The organism is Nocardioides sp. (assembly GCF_041600255.1).
Classification (GTDB): Bacteria; Actinomycetota; Actinomycetes; order Propionibacteriales; family Nocardioidaceae; genus Nocardioides.
On record NZ_JBFIKK010000002.1, the window covers coordinates 22,953 to 42,666 of the forward strand.

The following is a 19,714-nucleotide window of genomic DNA, read 5'->3' on the forward strand; positions in this document are numbered from 1 at the left end:
CGAGGCGTCAGCTCTGGGCGAGCTTGCCGTCGAGGACGGTCGCCTTGCCCCGCAGGAACGTGGCCACCACCCGGCCGGGCAACTCGCGACCGGCGTACGGGGTGTTCCGCGAGAGCGAAGCGGACTGCGACGCATCGACGACTCGTCGTACCGAGGGGTCGTAGAGCACGACGTTGGCGGGCTCCCCCACCTCGAGCGGCCGACCGTGCTCGGCACTGACCCGACCGATCCGCGCGGGAGTCGCCGACATCCGCTGGGCAACCCCGGCCCAGTCGATCAGGCCGGGGTCGACCATCGTCTCCTGCACGATCGAGAGGGCGGTCTCCAGACCGAGCATCCCGAAGGCGGCGGCCGACCACTCGCAGTCCTTGTCCTCGTGCGGGTGCGGGGCGTGGTCGGTGGCGACGATGTCGATGGTGCCGTCGGCCAGCCCGGCACGTAGAGCCTGTACGTCGTCGGCCGAGCGCAGCGGCGGGTTCACCTTGTAGATCGGGTCGTAGGTGGCCGCAAGCTCGTCGGTCAGCAGCAAGTGGTGCGGGCAGACCTCGGCGGTGACGTCCCAGCCCTTCTCCTTGGCCTGGCGGACGATCTCCACCGAGCCCGCGGTCGAGACGTGGCACACGTGCAGGCGGGAACCGACGTGCGCGGCGAGCAGGCAGTCGCGGGCGATGATCGCTTCCTCGGCGACGGCCGGCCAGCCGGTGAGGCCGAGTCGACCGGAGAGCTCGCTCTCGTTCATCTGGGCGCCCTCGGTGAGCCGCGGCTCCTGGGCGTGCTGGGCGATCACGCCGTCGAACGCCTTCACGTACTCCAGCGCCCGGCGCATCAGCACCGCGTCGCTGACGCACTTGCCGTCGTCGGAGAAGACCCGCACGTGAGCGGCGGAGTCGGCCATCGCGCCGAGCTCGGCGAGACGCTCGCCGGCCAACCCGATGGTGACCGCGCCGATCGGGTAGACGTCGCAGTGGCCGGCCTCGCGACCCAGGCGCCAGACCTGCTCGACGACGCCGGCGGTGTCGGCGACCGGCTCGGTGTTCGCCATCGCGAAGACGGCCGTGAAGCCGCCCATCGCGGCGGCCTGGGTGCCGGTCTCCACGGTCTCGGCGTCCTCACGGCCGGGCTCGCGCAGGTGGGTGTGCAGGTCGACCAGCCCGGGCAGCGCGACCAGGCCGGCGGCGTCGATCTCCTCGACGCCGTCCGCGCTCAGGCCTGCGCCGATCTCGGCGATCACGCCGTCGCGGAGCAGCAGGTCGGTCGGCTCGCCGCCGAGGATCGACGCGTTGCGCAGCAGGTAGTTCGTCATGCGGTGGGGCCTTCCAGGCTGAGGTCGGTCGAGACGGCGGGCTCGCTGCCGCCGAGCAACAGGTAGAGCACGGCCATCCGGACGGCCACCCCGTTGGTGACCTGCTCCACGATCACCGAGCGCGAGGAGTCGGCCACGTCGGCCGAGATCTCCATGCCGCGGACCATCGGGCCGGGGTGCATCACGATCGTGTGGTCCTGGAGCTGACGCAGCCGGCGTCCGTCGAGGCCGTAGCGCCGGCTGTACTCACGCGCGGTCGGGAAGAACGACGCGTTCATCCGCTCCCGCTGGACCCGCAGCATCATCACCGCGTCCGCCTTGGGCAGCACGGCGTCGAGGTCGTACGACGTCTCGACCTCCCAGCCCTCCACCCCGACCGGGAACAGCGTGGGCGGCGCGACCAGGGTGACCTCGGCGCCCAGCGTGCGCAGCAGCAGCGCGTTCGAGCGGGCGACGCGGCTGTGCAGGACGTCGCCGACGATCGCGATCCGGCGTCCGTCCAGCGAGCCCAGGTGGCGCCAGAGCGTGAACGCGTCGAGCAGCGCCTGGGTCGGGTGCTCGTGGGTGCCGTCGCCGGCGTTCACGACGCTGGAGCGGACCCAGCCCGAGTGCGCCAGCCGGTGCGGGGCGCCGCTCGAGGAGTGCCGGACGACGACCGCGTCGGCGCCCATCGCCTCCAGGGTGAGCGCGGTGTCCTTGAGGCTCTCGCCCTTCGACAGCGAGGAACCCTTGGCGGAGAAGTTGATGACGTCGGCGGAGAGCCGCTTGGCCGCGGCCTCGAAGGAGATCCGGGTCCGGGTGGAGTCCTCGAAGAAGAGGTTGACCACGGTGCGGCCGCGCAGGGCGGGCAGCTTCTTGATCGGCCGGTCGGCCAGGGAGCGCATCTCCTCGGCCGTGGTCAGCACGAGCTCGGCATCGTCGCGGGTCAGGTCGCCCGCGCTCAGCAGGTGACGCTTCATCTCTGCTCCCCCGCCCCGGTGCCGTGGATGGTGACGGCGTCGACGTCGTCGATCCCGGCCAGGGTCACCCGGACCTTCTCGACCAGCGAGGTGGGCAGGTTCTTGCCGACGAAGTCGGCCCGGATCGGCAGTTCGCGGTGGCCGCGGTCGACCAGGACCGCGAGGCGTACGGCGCGGGGTCGGCCCAGGTCGTTGAGCGCGTCGAGCGCCGAGCGGATGGTGCGACCGGAGAAGAGCACGTCGTCGACCAGCACGACGGTCTTGTCGTCGATCCCGCCGGTCGGGATCTGGGTCGGCATCAGCGCGCGGGCCGGCTTGAGCCGGAGGTCGTCGCGGTACATCGTCACGTCGAGCGAGCCGACCGGGACGTCGTATCCCTCCACGGAGGCAATCCGCTCGGCGATGCGCTGGGCGAGCGGCACACCTCGACTCGGGATCCCGAGCAGGACCAGATCGTCGGCGCCCTTGTTGCGCTCGAGGATCTCGTGGGAGATGCGGGTGAGGGCCCGGGTGATGTCACGGGCGTCGAGGACCACGCGGCCGTCGGCGAGGTCGCCGTCGGAGCGGGCCCCCTGGTCAGGGGCTGCAGGCTGGGCACACACGGGTGTGCGGACCTCCTTCTCCGCCTCACAGGACGGCTCGTTAAAGGATGTCGAACGCGCCGAACACTATCAGCGTCGCGGCCACCCGACCCGCTGCCGTCGGTCTCGGCTCTCGGGGAGTCGCTCCCCCAGAGCCGCCCCGGGGCGACGGCAGCGGGTCTGGCAGCGGGTCGGGCACGAGCCCGTCAGCGGATGACCGGGCTGCGACCGAACGCGAGCCCGAGGCTGGTCACCAGGAGCCAGAGCGGCATCACCACGCCGGGGAAGCCCGGCAGGTAGATCGCCAGCATCCCCTGCAGTCGTGGCCGAGCCTCAGCGCGCCGGCGGCGGCGGTCACCGGGCCGGACGGGACGCGATCGCGCGACGGCTCTTCCTGTCGCCCACGACCGTGCGCAAGCGGGTCAGCGACGTGCTCGGAAAGCTCCAGGCTCGCCGTCGAGCCGAGGCGGTCGCGCTGGCCCGGGACGCGGGGCTGGGTGGCCCCGGGCCGGGCCGGGCAGGCTGACCCTCACCCGACGTCGATCAGCACCTTGCCGACGACGCCCGACTCGACGGCGTCGTGCGCAGCAGCCGTCTCCTCCAGCGGGTGGTGGTGCAGCGGGACGCCCACCTCGGCGCCCACGCGGAAGCCGCCGGAGGCGACCGCGGCGTTGACGTCCTCGGCCGCGACGTCGAGCAGGTCCTGGCCCAGCGTGTAGAGCAGGAGGAACTGGTAGCGCAGGTTGCGGGAGAAGGTGGCCCGGACGTCGAGCGTCATCCGGTCGCCCCCGTTGTTGGCGTAGATCGCGATCGTTCCGCGGTTGCGCACCACCGCCAGGTCGAGCGCGTTGTTCTCGGCCGGGGCGACCTCGACGGCCAGGTCGACACCCTCGGGGGCGATCGCAAGGATCGCGGCGGCCGGGTCCCCGGTCCGGTAGTTGACGGTGTGGTGGGCGCCGGCCGCCGTGGCCAGCGCGGCCTTCTCGTCGCTGCTGACGGTGGTGATCACCCGGGCTCCCGCCCAGCGCGCGAGCTGGATCGCGGCGTTGCCGACCGCGCCCGCGCCTCCCGCGACGAGCACGGTCATGCCGTCGTGGCTGCCCGGGCCCAGCCGGGTCGGTCCGCCCTCCGCGCAGGTCAGGGCCCGGTGGGCGGTGACCGCAGGGACCCCGAGACTGGCACCGAGGTCGAAGGAGGCATCCGCGGGCAGCGGGACGACCCGTTCGGCCGGGACCACGCTGAACTCGGCGGCGGTGCCCCAGGGTCGGCCGTGCTGGGCCAGCATCAGCCAGACCCGGTCGCCGACGCTGATGTCGTCGACGCCGTCGCCGATCGCGTCGACGACGCCGGAGCCGTCCTGGTTCGGCACCACCTCGTCGTACGCCGGAGGTGTGCCGGCGCGGGACTTCCAGTCGGTCGGGTTCACACCGGAGCGGACGATCCGGACCCTGACCTCGCCGGGTCCGGGGTCCGGGGTGTCACGTTCGACCAGGCTCAGGACCGAGGAGGGACCGGGCTCGCGGTAGACGACGGCACGCATGGGAGCGACCGTATCGGGGAAGGTCGTGCGTGGCGACCGACCTGATCCCGTGAGTCCGAGGAGGACCCTGTGCCCGACCTTCCCCTGCCCGACGACGTCCGTGCCCTGCTTGCCAAGCCCAACCCGGCGGTGGTCAGCACGCTGCGCTCCGACGGCCACCCGGTCTCGGTGGCGACGTGGTACCTGCTGGAGGGCGACCGGGTGCTGCTGAACATGGATGCCACCCGGGTGCGGGTCAAGCACCTGCGGCGCGATCCTCGGGTGAGCCTGACGGTGCTGGACGAGTCGAGTTGGTACACACACGTCTCGCTGATCGGGCGGGTGGAGGAGCTGACCGACGACGACGGGCTGGTGGACATCGACCGGTTGAGTCGGCACTACGCCGACCGGCCCTACCCGGATCGGGAGAGCCCCCGGATCACCGGCTGGATGACGATCGAGCGCTGGCACGGCTGGGGCGCGGCACGGACCTGAGTGGGTGGTGGGTCGGTCGGGCGACTCAGCGGCGCGCGGGACGTCGTACGACTCCCGGGGGCGGGGCCGGCGCGGCGCGGGACGGCTCAGCGGGACGGCTCAGACGGCTGAGTTCACACAGGAAACCCGCACTTCACCCAGAGAGTTACCTGGGTGAAGTGCGCAAATCACTGGTTAACCAGTGAATCCCACCCCTACCGCGACAGGTGCCGCGACCGCACGAAGCAGAAGACCCCGTAGCACCCGATCCCGAGCCCCATCACCAGCAGCATCGCCGGCCCGAACGGCTGTTGCAGCACCTTGTGCAGCGCCTGGTCGAGCCCGCCGGACTTCTTGGCCTCGTGGGTGACGGCGGCGTACAGGAAGAGCGACCCGACGATCCCGAAGGCAAGCCCCTTGGCGGTGTAGCCCACCTTGCCGAACCAGACGTACGCCGTACCGACGTCGCCGCTCTCGCCCTCGCTGGTCAGGTAGTCCCGGAACGACTCGCGCCAGGCCCGGACGATCTGCATGAGGGCGTAGGCGATGATCGCCAGCCCGACGCCGGCCACCAGGAACCGGCCACCGGTGAGGTCGAGGAGCCGGGCGGTGAACGAGTCCGAACCGCTGCCCTTCGACGAGCCGGCCCCGACGACGATCTTGACGGCGCTGTAGGCGAGCGAGCCGTAGAGCACGGCCTTGCCGAGCGCCATCAACCGCTTGCGCAGGCGCTTGCCGCCGTCCTCGTCGCGATACCCGAAGGCAGCCTCGAGCAGGCGCCAGACGACGAGCAGCGCCATGCCGCCCGCGATCGCCCAGAGCAGGACCTGCCCGAACGGTTGCCGCGCCACCTGGTGCAGGGCACCGTCGCTGGACGCCGAGCCGGAGCTGTCGCCGAAGGCCATCTGCACCGCGAGCCACGCCACCACCAGGTAGACGAACCCGTAGGCCAGCAGCCCGATCCGGACGGCCGTGTCGAGCACGTCACTGTCCTCGACCTTGCGCCCGATGGAACGCACACTCCCCGTCACGTCGTTCATGTCCGCCACCCTAGGGGGCCGGCGGCTGAACTCAGTCCAGCGTCGCGCGGTCGCGCTGGATGGCGCCGAGGATGCCGTTGACGAACGGCGGCGAGTCGTCGGTGGAGAGGTCGCGCACCAGGGCCATCGCCTCGCTCACCGCGACCGTGTCCGGGACGTCGGTGGCGTAGAGCAGCTCCCAGACCCCGAGCCGCAGCACGTTGCGGTCGACGGCCGGCATCCGGTCCAGCGTCCAGCCCTCGGAGTACTGCGAGAGCAGCTCGTCGATGCGGGACTGCTGCTCGACCACCCCCCGCACCAGGACGTCGGTGTAGTCGTTGGTCGGGCCCTCACCGTCGGCGAGCGCCTGCTCGAGCGCGGCCAGCGCCGACTCGCCGCGGACGTCGGCGGCGAAGAGCAGGTCGAGTGCGCGCTTGCGTGCCTTGGAGCGAGCTGCCATCAGGACTTGACGCGGCCCATGTAGGAGGAGTCGCGGGTGTCGACCTTGATCTTCTCGCCCTGGTTGATGAACAGCGGCACCTGGATCTCGTGGCCGGTCTCCAGGGTGGCCGGCTTGGTGCGACCGGTGGCGCTGTCGCCGGCGAGGCCGGGCTCGGTGAACGTGACGGTCAGCTCGACCGAGGCGGGCATCTCGATGAACAGGACGCGGCCCTCGTTGGTGGCCACCACGGCCTCCTGCTGCTCGAGCAGGAAGTTCGCGGCGTTGCCGACGATCTCGGGGGCGATCTCGAGCTGCTCGTAGCTCTGCACGTCCATGAAGACGTAGGAGTTGCCGTCGTTGTAGAGGTACTGCATGGTGCGGCGGTCGACCGTGGCGGTCTCGACCTTGGTGCCGGCGTTGAAGGTCTTGTCGACGGTCTTGTTCGACTCGACGTTCTTCAGCTTGGTGCGCACGAACGCCGGGCCCTTGCCGGGCTTGACGTGCTGGAACTCCACGACGGCCCAGAGCTGCCCGTCGATGTTGAGAACCATGCCGTTCTTCAGGTCGTTGGTGGTAGCCATGCGCGCGTGTCAGCCTTTGCTCGAGTTCGGGATGCATCCCCAGCCGGACGTGTGCTCGGCGGGGCAACAGCCGCCGAGTCTATCGGCACCCTCGGCGAAACTCCCACATCACCCGTCGGCGTGGGTGGCCAAGAGCTCGAGCGCCTGGCGGTACCCGTCGACCCCGTGGCCGGCGATCACCGCGACGGCGTGCTCGGTCACGACCGAGACGTGCCGGAACTCCTCGGGCCGCTGGGTGGGATCGGAGAGGTGCACCTCCACCAACGGCGCGGTGAGCTGGGCGCAGGCGTCGAAGAGCGCCCAGGAGTAGTGGGTCCAGGCACCCGCGTTCAGCACCACCGCGGTGACGTCGTCCGCCGCCTGGTTCAGCCAGTCGAGCAGGTCGCCCTCGTGGTTGGTCTGGCGGACCTCGACGTCGAGGCCGAGGCTGCTCCCCCACTCCACGCAGCGGTGCGCCAGCTCGGCGTACGTCGTGTTCCCGTAGATCTCGGGCTGCCGACGGCCGAGCCGCCCGAGGTTCGGGCCGTTGAGCACCAGCACCTTCATGACCAGCTCCTCCTCATCGGCCCGTCAGCACGTCGTACGCCGCCCTCAGGTCCGCCTCGCTCGGCCCGGCCAGCACCCGCGGCTTGCCGATCTCGTCGAGGACGACGAACCGCAGCTGCGAGCCGCGCGCCTTCTTGTCCACCTTCATCGCGGCCAGCAGGTCGGGGAACGAGGCCCCGTCGTACCTGGTGGGCAGGCCCACCCGGGCCAGCGTCTCGTGGTGGCGGCGCACCGTGGCCTCGTCGAGTCGGCCGGCCCGGGCAGCGAGCTCGGCGACGAAGACGCACCCCAGGGCCACGGCCTCGCCGTGCCGGATGGAGTAACGCTCGGCGCGCTCGATCGCGTGCCCCATGGTGTGACCGTAGTTGAGTGCCTCGCGGCCGGGGTGCCCCTCGACTCCCCCGGTCTCCTTGAGGTCGGCGACCACGACGTCGATCTTGACGCGGATCGCGCGCTCGACGAGCTCGCGCAACACGGCCGAGTCCACGGTCAGCTCGCTCGGCTCGGTCTCCTCGACCAGGCGCAGGATCTCGGGGTCGGCGATGAAACCGCACTTGACCACCTCGCCCAGCCCGGAGACCAGTTCGGCTCGTGGCAGCAGGGCCAGTGTGGCGAGGTCGCAGACGACACCGGACGGCTCGTGGAAGGAGCCGACCAGGTTCTTTCCGGAGCCGGTGTTGATCCCGGTCTTGCCGCCGACCGCGGCGTCGACCATGGCCAGCAGCGTGGTCGGCACGTGGACCACCCGGACGCCGCGCAGCCAGGTGGCGGCGACGAACCCGCCGAGGTCGGTGGTGGCACCGCCGCCGAAGGTGACCACGGCGTCCGAGCGGGTGAAACCGGCCGTGCCGAGGGCCTCCCAACAGGCGGCGGCCACGGTGGCGTCCTTGGCCTGCTCACCGTCCGGGATCGGCAGCACCGTGACGTCGTACGACGCAGCCAGCGTGTCGAGCAGGGGGCGGACCAGCTCGGCCAGCTCGTCGGCGACGACGACCCCGACCCGCTGGACACCGTCGCCGAGCAGCGCCGGGACACGACCCAGCACGTGCGTGCCGACGATGACGTCGTACGGCGCGGCGCCACCGACGTGGAGCACGGTCTCGTTCATGGCAGGGGTCTCGTTCATGGCAGGGCTCCTGCGATCTCCCGGGCGACCTCGTCGGGGGTGCGACCGTCGGTGGCGACGCTGAGGGTCGCGACCGAGGCGTAGACGGGGGTGCGCTCGTCGAGCATCGCCTTGATCCGGGCGCGGACGTTGCCCATCACCAGCGGGCGTGAGGTGCCCAGGCCGATCCGCTTGACGGCCTCGGCCAGGCCCACCTGCAAGAAGACCACCGGGTGGCCGGCGAGCAGTTCCCGGGTCGCCGGGTCGAGCACGGCGCCGCCGCCCAGGGCGAGCACGCCGTCGTGGCTGCGCAGGGCCTCGGCGACCGCCTGGTGCTCCAGGGCGCGGAAGTGCGCCTCGCCGGACTCCACGAAGATGTCGGAGATGCTGCGGCCCTCGCTGAGCTCCACGTCGGCATCGGTGTCCCGGGCGCTCACGCCCCAGTGCTCGGCCAGCAGGTCGGCCACCGTCGTCTTGCCCGAGCCCGGTGGCCCGATCAGGACCGCACGGGGGCCGGGCTGGCTCACCGGTACCTCAGGTGGTCGAGGTAGCTCTGGGCGTTGCGCTTCGTCTCACCGACCGAGTCGCCGCCGAACTTCTCCAGCACGGCCTCGGCCAGCACCAGCGCCACCATCGCCTCGGCGACGATGCCGGCCGCCGGGACCGCGCAGACGTCGGAGCGCTGGTGGTGCGCCACCGCGGCATCGCCGGTCGCCACGTCCACCGTGCGCAGCGCCCGGGGCACCGTCGCGATCGGCTTCATCGCGGCCCGGACCCGGAGCACCTCGCCGGTGGTCATCCCGCCCTCGGTGCCGCCGGCCCGCCCGCTGACCCGGCGGATGCCGTCCTCGGTGGAGACGATCTCGTCGTGGGCCAGGGAGCCCGGGGTGGCGGCGAGCTCGAACCCGTCGCCGACCTCGACCCCCTTGATCGCCTGGATGCCCATCAGGGCGCCGGCGAGGCGCGAGTCGAGGCGACGGTCCCAGTGCACGTGGGAGCCCAGACCCGGCGGCAGGCCGTGGACCACGACCTCGACCACACCGCCCAGGGTGTCGCCGTCCTTGTGTGCCTGGTCGATCGCGGCGACCATCGCGGCGCTGGCCTCGGGGTCGAGGCAGCGGACCGGGTCCTCGTCGAGCCGGGCGACGTCACCGGGCTCGGGCCACAGACCCTGGGGGGCCTGCACTCCGCCCAGGCCCACCACGTGCGAGACGATCTCGGCGCCGACGCTCTGGGCGAGGAAGTTGCTGGCGACCCGGCCCAGGGCCACCCGCGCGGCCGTCTCCCGGGCGGAGGCCCGCTCGAGGACCGGCCGGGCCTCGTCGAAGTCGTACTTCTGCATGCCGGCGAGGTCGGCGTGCCCGGGGCGGGGGCGGGTTAGCGCGGCGTTGCGTGCCAGCGCCTCCAGCTCCTCGGCGTCGACCGGGTCGGCCGACATCACCTTCTCCCACTTGGGCCACTCGGTGTTGCCGACCTGGATGGCCACCGGGCCACCGATCGAGCGCCCGTGGCGCACACCACCGAGGATCGAGACCTCGTCCTGCTCGAACTTCATCCGGGCGCCTCGGCCGTAGCCCAGGCGGCGTCGCGCGAGCGACTCCTGGAGATCGGCGGTAGTCACCTCGACATGGGCAGGCAGCCCCTCGAGGATCGCAACCAGGGAGGGGCCGTGGGACTCGCCCGCAGTGAGCCATCGCAGCATGGGGAGCAGTCTGTCATTGATCACCGACAGCGCTCACACCCTCACCCGGTGACGAGATGCGCCCACAACGCGGGGCCGGCGGCGATCCCCACCAGCGCCCCGACCAGCATCCAGGGGCCGAACGGGATCGCGCGGGTGCGTGAGATCCGCAGCAACACGAGCAGCCCACCCCCGAGCCCGCCGATCAGGAAGCCGCTGTAGACGCCGACCACGAGCGGCCCCCAGCCGAGGTAGCCCAGCGCGATCCCGAGGATCCCGGAGAGACGTACGTCGCCGTACCCCAGCCCTCGCGGGTGGACGAACCACAACACGAAGAAGAGACCACCGGCGATCAGCCAGCCCCACAACGCCCGGAGCAGGTCGTCGGTGTCGCGGGTGAGGACGAAGCAGAGCCCGACGGCCGCGACCAGCCCGACGTACGTCGGAGCGATCACGCTGACCGGCAGCAGCTTGGTGCGCCAGTCGACGACGGCCAGGGCCACCCCGACCGGCACCAGCGGCAGCAGGAAGAGCAGCGACCAGGCCGGTCCGACCGAGAGCCCGATCACGGCGCCCGCCGCGGCCGAGGCCAGCACGGTCGCCGGGCGCAGGCCCGGGCGCGCGGCGATCGCGGCGTAGAGCTCCTTGGGCTCCTCCGCCTCGCCCGGCTCGGGTCCGGGCTCAGGGTCCGGGTCCGGGTCCGGTTCGGGCTCGGGGTCCGGTTCGGGCTCGGGGATCCGCCCGATCAACGACGGCACGAAGGCTCCGGCGACGGCGCAGCCCGCGGCGGCGAGGCCGGCCACGACCTCGGGGGTCACGCCGGTCCCCCGGCCGAGGCGAGGGCCGACTCGCCGGCTTCGCGCAGGATCGCCAGCGGCGCCGGGCGGCCGGTGAAGAGCTCGAACTGCAGGGCCGCCTGGTGCACGAGCAGGTCGAGCCCGCCCACGAGGGGGCGCCCACTCGTGGAGGCGGCACGGGCCAGCGGCGTGGGCCAGGGGTCGTAGAGCACCTCGAAGACGACGGGCACCTGCGCACAGCGCGCCACCAGCTCCGGAGTCTGCGCGCTCGCGGGCACGGTGGAGACCAGGACGTCACCGGTCGCCACGGTGGTGTCGAGCTCGGCCACCCGGATCCGTGGTTCGGACGGGTGCCGGGCGATCGCGTCGACGGTCTCCTGTGCCCGGGCCGCCGAGCGGACCAGCAGGGTGATCGCCTCGGCGCCCAGGTCGCACATCGCCAACCCGGTCGAGGCTGCGGTGGCGCCACCACCGAGCAGCGTGACCTCGCGCACCGGCCCGTCGTACCGCTCGCGCAGGGCGGCACCCGCCCCCGGCAGGTCGGTGTTGTCGGCCAGCACGACGCGGCCCCCCTCGAGCACCAGGGTGTTGGCGGCCCCCACCAGGGCTGCCCGCGAGGAGACCTCCACGTCGAGCCGCATCGCGGCGCGCTTGAGCGGCATGGTCAGCGAGAGCCCCCGCCAGGTCGCGTCGAGACCGGCCAGGAACGCCTCCAGCCCGTCGCCGGCGACCCGGTGGGCCGCGTAGGACCAGTCCAGCCCGGTCGCGGCGTACCCCGCCCGGTGCAGCACCGGCGAGAGCGAGTGCGCGATCGGGTCCCCGAGCACGGCACAGCGGCGGGCGACGCCGTCCACGAGATCAGCGGCCATCAGCAGGCGTCGGACGTCTCGCAGTACTTCTGGAACTCGCGCTTGTAGCCCAGGAACTCGTCGTAGGTCTCCGCGAACTTGGTCTCCCCGGTGCGCAGGTCGACGGTGACGTAGTAGAACCAGTCACCCTCGGTCGGGTTGGCGGCCGCGGCGATCGCGGCATCCCCGGGCGCCTCGATCGGCGTCGGCGGGAGGCCGGTGTTCTGGTAGGTGTTGTACGGCGAGTCGACCTTCAGGTCCTCGAGGCTCAGACCGACCCCGAGGCTGCGTTCCATCGCGTAGTTGATCGTCGCGTCGATCTGGAGCAGCCCGTTGGTCTCGTTGCCCTCGAGCCGGTTGTAGATCACCCGGGCGATCTTGCCCATGTCGTCCCCGCGGCCCTCGGCCTCCACCAGGCTGGCCACGATCATCAGCTCGGCCGGGGTGTAGCCCAGCGCCTCGGCGGCGCCCTCGAGGTCCGCCTGCGCAGCGGCCTGCTTCCAGCGGTCCACCATGGCCTTCAGGATCGAACGAGGTGTGGCCTTCGGCCCGACGTCGTACGTCGAGGGGAACAGGTAGCCCTCGGCGTTGCCACCTGCATAGCTCGGCAGCCCCAGCGCCTGCGGCTTGCGCAGCGCCTTGACGAAGGCTTCGCGCTTGAAGTCGGTCTTGTCGGCGAGGATGTCGAGGATGTCGACCACGCGCAGCCCCTCGGGGATGGTCACCGTGGACTTCACCAGGTTCGACGGGTCGATCAGGATGGCCAGCGCATCGGCAGCCGCCATCTCCTTCTTCATCGGGTAGAAGCCGACCTGGATGGCGGTCGCGCGCTCCTCGCCCGCAGCAGCGTCGGTGAACGCCTCGACCGAGGCGATCACGCCCAGGTCCTTCAGGTTGCGGCCCATCGCGGCGACGCTGTCCCCGGACTCGACCTCGAACACGACCTTGCCGCGGCCCGGGCCCTCGAAGTCCTCGGCGGAGGAGAACCGGTCCGAGAGCAGCTCGACGCCCTTGGTGAAGGCGAAGTACCCGCCACCGAGGACGATCGCCAGGGCGACCAGCACCGCGAGGCAGCTCTTCAGGCTGCCGGCACCGAACCGACGGCGGCGGGGGGTCGTGGGCGGCTCGGCGTAGGCGTCGCCCAGGATCTGGTCAGTCATCGGTCTCCTCGACGATCTCTCCGGGCGGGGTCCCGGTTGCTCGTTCGGTGTCCAGGGCCTGCTGCAGGATCACCACCGCCGCCACCTGGTCGACGACCGAACGCTGCTTGCCGCCCTTGCGGCCACGCTCGCGCAGCATAGTCGTCGCCGACACCGTGGTCAGTCGCTCGTCGCACAGCCGCACCGGGACCGGGGCGACCCGGCGGGCCAGCTGGACGGCGAAGGCACGTGCCTTGGCCGCGGCCGGCCCCTCTCCCCCGGAGAGCGAGCGGGGCAGGCCGACGACGATCTCGACGGCCTCCTCCTCGGCCAGGATCGCCGCGATCCGGGCGAGGTCGCCGCGGCCACGCTTGACGGTCTCGACGGGGGTCGCCAGGTAGCCGGAGGGGTCGCAGCGCGCCACCCCGATCCGGGCGTCGCCGGGGTCGATGCCGAGACGTACGCCGGTGCGCACCCGCTCAGGCCTGACCGGCTGCGCGCGCGACCTCGGTCGCGACCGCGGCCAACGCCTCATCGATCCGGGAGCTGTCGGTGCCGCCGCCCTGGGCGACGTCGGCCTTGCCACCGCCCTTGCCGCCCACGAACGGGCCGACGGCGCGCACCAGGTCGTTGGCGGAGATGCCGCGCGACTGGGCCTCGTCGTTGACCGCGGCGACCACGGAGACCTTGCCGTCGGCCGTGCCGACGATCACCACGGCGCCGGGGCGACCGGCAGCGAGCCGGCTGCGGACGTCGAGCGCCAGGGTGCGGACGTCGCCGCCACCGGCACCGTCGGCACGGTGGGCGACGAGCTGGACACCGGCGACGTCGGCCGCGTCGGCAGCGAGCTGGCCTCCGGCGGCCAGCAGCTGGCCCACCCGGACCTTCTCGATCTCCTTCTCCGCGGCGCGGAGCTTCTCCACGATGTCGTTGACCCGCTCGGGCAGCTGCTCGGGCCGGACCTTGAGGGTCTCGGAGAGCTGGGCGACCAGCACGTGCTCACGGGCCAGGAACCGGTAGGCGTCGCCGCCGACCAGCGCCTCCACCCGTCGTACGCCGGAGCCGATCGAGGACTCGCCCAGCAGCTTGATCACGCCGAGCTGACCGGAGCGACCGGCGTGCGTACCGCCGCAGAGCTCGCGGGCCCAGTCGCCGACCGAGATGACCCGCACCTCGTCGCCGTACTTCTCGCCGAAGAGCGCCATCGCGCCGGACTTCACGGCCTCGGCCTGGCTCATGATCTCCGCCTCGACCGCGAGGTCGGCGAGCACGAGGTCGTTGACCCGGGCCTCGACGTCGGCCATCACCGAGGGGGGCACCGAGCCGGTGGCGGAGAAGTCGAAGCGGAAGCGGCCCGGGGCGTTCTCGGAGCCCGCCTGGGTCGCGGTCTCGCCCAGCGCCTCCCGGAACGCCTTGTGCACCATGTGGGTCGCCGTGTGGGCACGGGAGATCGAGCGGCGGCGCTCGGTGTCGACCAGCGCCTGTGCGCCGGTGCCGACGGTGACCTCGCCGGAGAGCACGGTCGCCTTGTGCACGATCAGGCCGCGGATCGGCGACTGCACGTCACGGACCTCGACCCGGGCACCGTTCTCGAGCTCGATGACGCCCTGGTCGGCGAGCTGGCCGCCGCCCTCGGCGTAGAAGGGGGTGCGGTCGAGGACGAGCTCGATCTCGTCGCCCTCGCGCGCCGAGGCCACCACCCCACCGGAGGCGACGATGCCGCGCACCGACGACTCGGAGACCACCTCGGAGTAGCCGGTGAACTCCACCGAGCGACCCATCGAGTCGGCCACCTCGCGGTAGGCACGGGCGTCGAGGTGCTGGCCCTTCTTGGACCGGGCATCGGCCTTGGCGCGGTCGCGCTGCTCGTTCATCAACCGGCGGAAGCCCGCCTCGTCCACGGAGAGACCAGCCTCGGAGGCCATCTCCAGGGTCAGGTCGATCGGGAAGCCGTAGGTGTCGTGCAGGGCGAACGCCTTGTCGCCGGAGAGCTGGCTGCCGCCGGACTTGCGGACCTCGGCCGAGGCCTGGTCGAAGATCGTGGTGCCCGCCCGCAGCGTGGAGCGGAACGCGTCCTCCTCGGCGTAGGCGACGGTGGAGATGCGCTCCCAGTCGCGGTGCAGTTCGCCGTAGGTCTCGCCCATCTTGTCGCGGCTGATCGGCATCAGTTCGGGCAGCGCCCGGTCCTCGTAGCCCAGCAAGCGCACCGAGCGGACCGCGCGGCGCAGCAGGCGGCGCAGCACGTAGCCGCGGCCCTCGTTGCCGGGGGTGACGCCGTCGCCGATCAGCATCATCGCGCTGCGGACGTGGTCGGCGATCACCCGGAACCGCACGTCGTCGGCGTGGTCGGCGCCGTAGCGGCGCCCGGTCAGTTCCATCGCCTTCTCGATCACGGGGAACATGACGTCGATCTCGTACATGTTCTCCTTCCCCTGCATCAGGAAGGCGACCCGCTCGAGGCCCATGCCGGTGTCGATGTTCTTCTTCGGCAACGACCCCGCGATGTCGAAGTCCTCCTTGCTGCGGACCGCGCTGAGCTCGTCCTGCATGAAGACCAGGTTCCAGAACTCGAGGTAGCGGTCCTCGGCGGAGAAGTCACCGTCCGGTCCGTACGCCGGCCCGCGGTCGATCAGGATCTCCGAGCACGGGCCACCCGGACCGGGGACGCCCATCGACCAGTAGTTCTCGGACTTGCCGAGGCGGATGATCCGCTCGTCCGGCAGGCCGGTGATCTTGCGCCACAGCGCGACGGCCTCGGGGTCGTCCTGGTAGACGCTGGGGTAGAGCTTGTCCTCGGCGAACCCCCAGCCGCCGTCGGCGACCGACTTGGTGACCAGGTCCCAGGCCAGCTCGATGGCGCCTTCCTTGAAGTAGTCGCCGAAGGAGAAGTTGCCGCACATCTCGAAGAACGTGCCGTGCCGGGTGGTCTTGCCGACGTCCTCGATGTCCGGGGTGCGCACGCACTTCTGCACGCTGGTCGCCCGGGCGTACGGCGGGGTCTCCTGGCCGAGGAAGTACGGCTTGAACGGCACCATGCCGGCGTTGACGAACAACAGGTTCGGGTCGTCGAGCAGCAGCGAGGCGGACGGAACCGGGGTGTGGCCGGCGCGCTCGAAGTGCGCGACGAATCTCCGGCGAATCTCCGCGGTGTCCATCAGGGGGTGCCTTCCTCATCGGGGGTCGTGTCGTTGCTGATCTGTCGGGTCGCGGGGGCCGCCGGTCCGGTGGCCCGGTGCCGACCGGTGCCCAGCTCGGGCGTGGTGGGCCCGGAGAGGCCGTAGCGCTCGCGCAGCTCGCTCTCCTTCACCACGCTGCCCTGGGCCACCTCGTCGCGGAACAGCCGCGCTCCCAGGAGCAGGGCACCGGCTCGGTCACGCAGGCCGTCGGCGGTGAACACCTCGGCGGCACGTCGGCCGCGCACCATCGCGTAGACGCCCGCTCCGGCGCCGGCCACGAACCACATCCCGCGCCTCATGCCGCGTCCCCCGTCGTGGACCCGCTCGTGGACACGCTCGTGAACCCGGTCTCGCCGAGGCCGGCCCGCTGACGGGCCTCCCACTCGCGCCGGGCCTCCTTGAGCTGGGCCCGGCGCACCTTGCGGGCGCGGCGTACCTCTCGCTTCATCTCGAAGCGGATCCGGTTGCGGGTCTCGGGCGCCAGCGCCGTGCGCAGCCCGTGCGCCAGGGAGGCGGTCCGGACCACGGTCTCGCGCAGCACGAGGTCGGCGAAGAGCGCGCGGTCGATGCGCACCTCGGCAGGCGGCCGGTCGTTCCCGGGGAGCTCGTCGCCGACGTGCGTGATCACGTACTCGGCCCGGTCGGGCTTCGTCGAGGTCGCGGGCTCGGGACGGGCGAGCTGCTCGGCGATCGCGGCCATCTGGGCGCGCAACGAGTCCAGCTCGGTCCGGGCGGCCTTCAGCTCGCGCTCGGTCCGACGACGCCCGAGGATCAGGACGACAGCGAGGACGAGGGCGAGCAGGGCCACCGCGCCGAGGATGGCGGGCACGGTCCACTCCTGCATCACAGTGCCCGACCCTATCGCGGGCCCTGAGCGGCCCGAGACCCCCGGATCAGGCGCCGGATCCGCTCCCAGCGCTCCTTGATCGCTCCCTCGGCTCCCAGCGTCGTGGGGCGGTAGTACGTCGCGTCCGCCACGACGTCCGGTGCGTACTGCTGCTCCGCGATCCCGTACGGCGCGTCGTGGCTGTAGGTGTAGGTCGACCCATGGCCGAGCTTCTTCGCGCCGGCGTAGTGCGCGTCGCGCAGGTGCGCCGGCACCGGACCGATCTTCCCGGCCCGGACGTCGGCGCTCGCCTCGTTGATCGCGGTGATCACCGCGTTCGACTTGGGCGCCACCGCCAGCGCGATCGTGGCCTGGGCGAGGTTGAGCCGCGCCTCGGGCATCCCGATCAGCGCGACCGCCTGGGCCACGGCCACGGCCGTGGTGAGCGCGGTGGGATCCGCCAGGCCGATGTCCTCGCTGGCGAGGATGACCAGCCGGCGAGCGATGAAGCGCGGATCCTCGCCGGCCTCCATCATCCGGGCCAGGTAGTGCAGCGCGGCGTCGACGTCCGAGCCGCGCACCGACTTGATGAAGGCGCTGGTCACGTCGTAGTGCTGGTCGCCCTGGCGGTCGTAGCGGACCGCCGCCTGGTCCACGGCCGTCTCGGTGGTCGCCAGGTCGACGACGTCGAGCCCTCGCGAGATCGCGGCGCCCGCAGCCGCCTCGAGGTAGGTCAGCGACCGACGGGCGTCACCGCCGGCCAACCGGACCAGGTGGTCCAACGCGTCCTGGTCGACGCTCAGCCGACCGGCGAGCCCGCGCTCGTCGGTCAGGGCCTGGTCGAGCACCTCGCGGATGTCGTCGTCGTCCAGGGACTGCAGCCGCAGCAGCAGGCTGCGCGAGAGCAGCGGCGAGATCACCGAGAAGAAGGGGTTCTCCGTGGTCGCCGCCACCAGCGTCACCCAGCGGTTCTCCACCCCGGGCAGCAGGGCGTCCTGCTGGGCCTTGCTGAACCGGTGCACCTCGTCGACGAAGAGGACGGTCTCCCGTCCGGTGCCGACGAGCTCGCTGCGGGCTCCGTCGATCGCGGCCCGAACCTCCTTGACCCCGGCGGAGACCGCCGAGACCTCCACGAAGCGCCGGTCGGTCTGCTGGCTGACGATGGACGCGATCGTGGTCTTCCCGGTGCCGGGGGGTCCCCAGAGCAGCAGCGACATCGACTGGTCGCCCTCGATCAGCCGGCGCAGCGGCGAGCCCGCCGCCCGCAGCTGTGCCTGCCCGACGAGCTCGTCGAGGGTGCGCGGACGCATCCGCACCGCCAGGGGTGCGGAGCTGTGCGTGTTGGCCGCGAGCACGCCGGATCCCGGTGTGCTCGGTGCGTCGAAGAGTCCCTCCACACCGGTCACCGTAAACGGTCGCCGGTGGGCTCTCGCCCTCGACCGGTCAGCCGGTCACCATCCGCTGCGACTTCACGTCGAACCACCGCTTCTCGAAGCCCGGCCCGAGGTTCACCGGCTCCGGCGTCACGCCCGGGTCGGGGCTGCCCTGCGCGTCCACACCGAGCAGACCTGCGGTCACCGGAGCCGTGGGGTGCTGGTTCAGCTCTCCCGGGAAGTGGCAGGCCACCTTGTGCCGCGGTCCGATCTGGAGCAACGGCGGCTCGACCTTGGCGCAGATCTCCTGGGCCAGCGAGCAACGAGTACGGAACCGGCAGCCGGACGGCGGGTTGATCGGGCTGGGCACGTCGCCCTCGAGCTGGATCCGCTCCCGGCGACCGCCGATCGCGGCCTGCTTGACGTCGGGCACGGCCGAGAGCAGCGCCTGGGTGTAGGGGTGGTGCGAGCGGTTGTAGAGCGTCTCGCGGTCCGCGATCTCGACGATCTTGCCCAGGTACATCACCGCGACCTCGGGGCAGAAGTGACGCACGACCGCCAGGTCGTGGGCGATGAACAGGAAGGCCACGTGGAACTCGCGCTGGATGTCCTGGAGCAGGTTGATCACCTGGGCCTGGATCGACACGTCGAGCGCCGAGACCGGCTCGTCCGCCACCAGCAGCTTCGGGTTGAGCGTCAGCGCCCGGGCGATGCCGATCCGCTGGCGCTGGCCGCCGGAGAACTCGTTGGGGTAGCGGTTGTAGTGCTCCGGGTTGAGGCCCACCACCTCGAGGATCTCCTGGACCCGAGGCAGGATCTGGTTCTTCGGCACCACGTTGTGCACCGACAGCGGCGCGCCCACGATCGCGCCGACGGTGTGCCGCGGGTTCAGCGAGGTGTACGGGTCCTGGAAGATCATCTGCACGTTGCGACGCAGCGGCTTGAGCTCGCGGTTGGACATCGTGGCGATGTCCTGGCCGGTCTCGCCGAAGCGCATCGCGCCCGCAGTGGGCTTGTAGAGACGGGTGATCAGTCGACCCGTGGTCGACTTGCCGCAACCGGACTCCCCCACCAGTCCCAGCGAGCCGCCCGAGGGCACCTGGAAGGAGAGCCCGTCGACCGCCTGGACATGGCCGATCGTCCGGCGGATCACGCCCGAGGACTTGACCGGGAAGTACATCTTGAGGTTCTCGACCTCGAGCACGGGCTTGGCGTCCGGGTCCAGCCGAGCGGGCTTGTGGCCCTGCTGGGCGATCTCCGCGAACGTCATCCGCTGCCCGTCGCCGGCGCTCGGCGAAGCCTTCACGGCACCGGCGGAGGCCGGGGTCTCGGCGGCGGCGGGGGT

At 71.8% G+C, this 19,714-nt stretch carries 22 protein-coding genes; 2 read left to right on the plus strand and 20 right to left on the minus strand.

Annotated features, from left to right (window positions below):
- Positions 1 to 7: 7 nt before the first annotated feature.
- The 3 genes from ABZE72_RS00470 to pyrR are packed head-to-tail and all read right to left on the minus strand — an operon-like array spanning position 8 to position 2,864.
- Positions 8 to 1,303: a dihydroorotase gene (locus ABZE72_RS00470; RefSeq protein WP_372727038.1), complete on the minus strand. Its 1,296-nt coding sequence runs from the start codon at positions 1,301 to 1,303 to the stop codon at positions 8 to 10.
- On the minus strand, positions 1,300 to 2,262 hold the full coding sequence (locus ABZE72_RS00475) for an aspartate carbamoyltransferase catalytic subunit (protein ID WP_372727039.1): 963 nt from the start codon (positions 2,260 to 2,262) through the stop codon (positions 1,300 to 1,302). Before ABZE72_RS00475 ends, ABZE72_RS00470 begins: the two co-directional genes overlap by 4 nt.
- The gene (gene pyrR, locus ABZE72_RS00480; RefSeq protein WP_372727040.1) at positions 2,259 to 2,864 is read right to left on the minus strand and encodes a bifunctional pyr operon transcriptional regulator/uracil phosphoribosyltransferase PyrR; all 606 of its coding nucleotides are present in this window, start codon (positions 2,862 to 2,864) and stop codon (positions 2,259 to 2,261) included. The genes ABZE72_RS00475 and pyrR overlap by 4 nt, the downstream gene beginning before the upstream one ends.
- Before the next feature lie 301 nt (positions 2,865 to 3,165).
- Between pyrR and ABZE72_RS00485 the strand changes: the two genes are divergently transcribed.
- The gene (locus tag ABZE72_RS00485) at positions 3,166 to 3,369 is read left to right on the plus strand and encodes a LuxR C-terminal-related transcriptional regulator (RefSeq protein ID WP_372727041.1); all 204 of its coding nucleotides are present in this window, start codon (positions 3,166 to 3,168) and stop codon (positions 3,367 to 3,369) included.
- Positions 3,370 to 3,372: 3 nt separating this feature from the next.
- Here the strand turns inward: ABZE72_RS00485 and ABZE72_RS00490 are convergent, their stop codons facing one another.
- Positions 3,373 to 4,383 carry an NADPH:quinone reductase gene (locus ABZE72_RS00490; RefSeq protein ID WP_372727042.1) on the minus strand — a complete coding sequence of 337 codons (1,011 nt, stop codon included), beginning with the start codon at positions 4,381 to 4,383 and terminating at the stop codon, positions 3,373 to 3,375.
- A gap of 69 nt (positions 4,384 to 4,452) precedes the next feature.
- On the opposite strand from ABZE72_RS00490, the gene ABZE72_RS00495 reads away from it, so the two are divergent.
- Positions 4,453 to 4,857 (plus strand): PPOX class F420-dependent oxidoreductase, encoded by a 405-nt coding sequence (locus tag ABZE72_RS00495; RefSeq protein WP_372727043.1) that lies wholly within the window; start codon positions 4,453 to 4,455, stop codon positions 4,855 to 4,857.
- Positions 4,858 to 5,051: 194 nt separating this feature from the next.
- Here ABZE72_RS00495 and ABZE72_RS00500 read toward each other — a convergent pair whose 3' ends face one another.
- From ABZE72_RS00500 to ABZE72_RS00575, 16 genes are all read right to left on the minus strand, one after another.
- On the minus strand, positions 5,052 to 5,876 hold the full coding sequence (locus tag ABZE72_RS00500) for a DUF1206 domain-containing protein (RefSeq protein ID WP_372727044.1): 825 nt from the start codon (positions 5,874 to 5,876) through the stop codon (positions 5,052 to 5,054).
- Between the two features lie 31 nt (positions 5,877 to 5,907).
- On the minus strand, positions 5,908 to 6,315 hold the full coding sequence (gene nusB / locus ABZE72_RS00505) for a transcription antitermination factor NusB (protein ID WP_372727045.1): 408 nt from the start codon (positions 6,313 to 6,315) through the stop codon (positions 5,908 to 5,910).
- A complete protein-coding gene (gene efp, locus ABZE72_RS00510; protein ID WP_372727046.1) occupies positions 6,315 to 6,878 on the minus strand; it encodes an elongation factor P in 564 nt (187 codons plus the stop codon). The genes nusB and efp overlap by 1 nt, the downstream gene beginning before the upstream one ends.
- Before the next feature lie 108 nt (positions 6,879 to 6,986).
- Positions 6,987 to 7,430, minus strand: a complete 444-nt coding sequence (locus ABZE72_RS00515; RefSeq protein ID WP_372727069.1) for a type II 3-dehydroquinate dehydratase — start codon at positions 7,428 to 7,430, stop codon at positions 6,987 to 6,989.
- Positions 7,431 to 7,437: 7 nt separating this feature from the next.
- Entirely contained in the window at positions 7,438 to 8,550 is a 1,113-nt protein-coding gene (aroB, locus tag ABZE72_RS00520) for a 3-dehydroquinate synthase (protein WP_372727047.1), read from the minus strand.
- Positions 8,547 to 9,056: a shikimate kinase gene (locus ABZE72_RS00525; RefSeq protein ID WP_372727048.1), complete on the minus strand. Its 510-nt coding sequence runs from the start codon at positions 9,054 to 9,056 to the stop codon at positions 8,547 to 8,549. Before ABZE72_RS00525 ends, aroB begins: the two co-directional genes overlap by 4 nt.
- A complete protein-coding gene (gene aroC, locus ABZE72_RS00530; protein WP_372727049.1) occupies positions 9,053 to 10,231 on the minus strand; it encodes a chorismate synthase in 1,179 nt (392 codons plus the stop codon). The genes ABZE72_RS00525 and aroC overlap by 4 nt, the downstream gene beginning before the upstream one ends.
- A 41-nt stretch (positions 10,232 to 10,272) precedes the next feature.
- Positions 10,273 to 11,028, minus strand: coding sequence for a prepilin peptidase (locus ABZE72_RS00535; protein ID WP_372727050.1), 756 nt, complete (start codon positions 11,026 to 11,028; stop codon positions 10,273 to 10,275).
- Positions 11,025 to 11,876 (minus strand): shikimate dehydrogenase, encoded by an 852-nt coding sequence (locus tag ABZE72_RS00540; protein ID WP_372727051.1) that lies wholly within the window; start codon positions 11,874 to 11,876, stop codon positions 11,025 to 11,027. Before ABZE72_RS00540 ends, ABZE72_RS00535 begins: the two co-directional genes overlap by 4 nt.
- Positions 11,876 to 13,015 carry an endolytic transglycosylase MltG gene (gene mltG, locus ABZE72_RS00545; protein WP_372727052.1) on the minus strand — a complete coding sequence of 380 codons (1,140 nt, stop codon included), beginning with the start codon at positions 13,013 to 13,015 and terminating at the stop codon, positions 11,876 to 11,878. The genes ABZE72_RS00540 and mltG overlap by 1 nt, the downstream gene beginning before the upstream one ends.
- Positions 13,008 to 13,469 carry a Holliday junction resolvase RuvX gene (ruvX, locus tag ABZE72_RS00550; RefSeq protein ID WP_372727053.1) on the minus strand — a complete coding sequence of 154 codons (462 nt, stop codon included), beginning with the start codon at positions 13,467 to 13,469 and terminating at the stop codon, positions 13,008 to 13,010. The genes mltG and ruvX overlap by 8 nt, the downstream gene beginning before the upstream one ends.
- A gap of 4 nt (positions 13,470 to 13,473) precedes the next feature.
- Complete coding sequence (alaS, locus tag ABZE72_RS00555) at positions 13,474 to 16,149, minus strand: alanine--tRNA ligase (protein ID WP_372727054.1); 2,676 nt, start codon at positions 16,147 to 16,149, stop codon at positions 13,474 to 13,476.
- Entirely contained in the window at positions 16,149 to 16,469 is a 321-nt protein-coding gene (locus ABZE72_RS00560) for a DUF6167 family protein (RefSeq protein ID WP_372727055.1), read from the minus strand. The genes alaS and ABZE72_RS00560 overlap by 1 nt, the downstream gene beginning before the upstream one ends.
- On the minus strand, positions 16,466 to 16,999 hold the full coding sequence (locus tag ABZE72_RS00565) for a hypothetical protein (protein WP_372727056.1): 534 nt from the start codon (positions 16,997 to 16,999) through the stop codon (positions 16,466 to 16,468). Before ABZE72_RS00565 ends, ABZE72_RS00560 begins: the two co-directional genes overlap by 4 nt.
- 29 nt (positions 17,000 to 17,028) lie before the next feature.
- Positions 17,029 to 18,393, minus strand: coding sequence for a replication-associated recombination protein A (locus ABZE72_RS00570; protein WP_372727057.1), 1,365 nt, complete (start codon positions 18,391 to 18,393; stop codon positions 17,029 to 17,031).
- Positions 18,394 to 18,439: 46 nt separating this feature from the next.
- On the minus strand, positions 18,440 to 19,549 hold the full coding sequence (locus tag ABZE72_RS00575) for an ABC transporter ATP-binding protein (protein ID WP_372727070.1): 1,110 nt from the start codon (positions 19,547 to 19,549) through the stop codon (positions 18,440 to 18,442).
- Between the last annotated feature and the right edge of the window lie 165 nt (positions 19,550 to 19,714).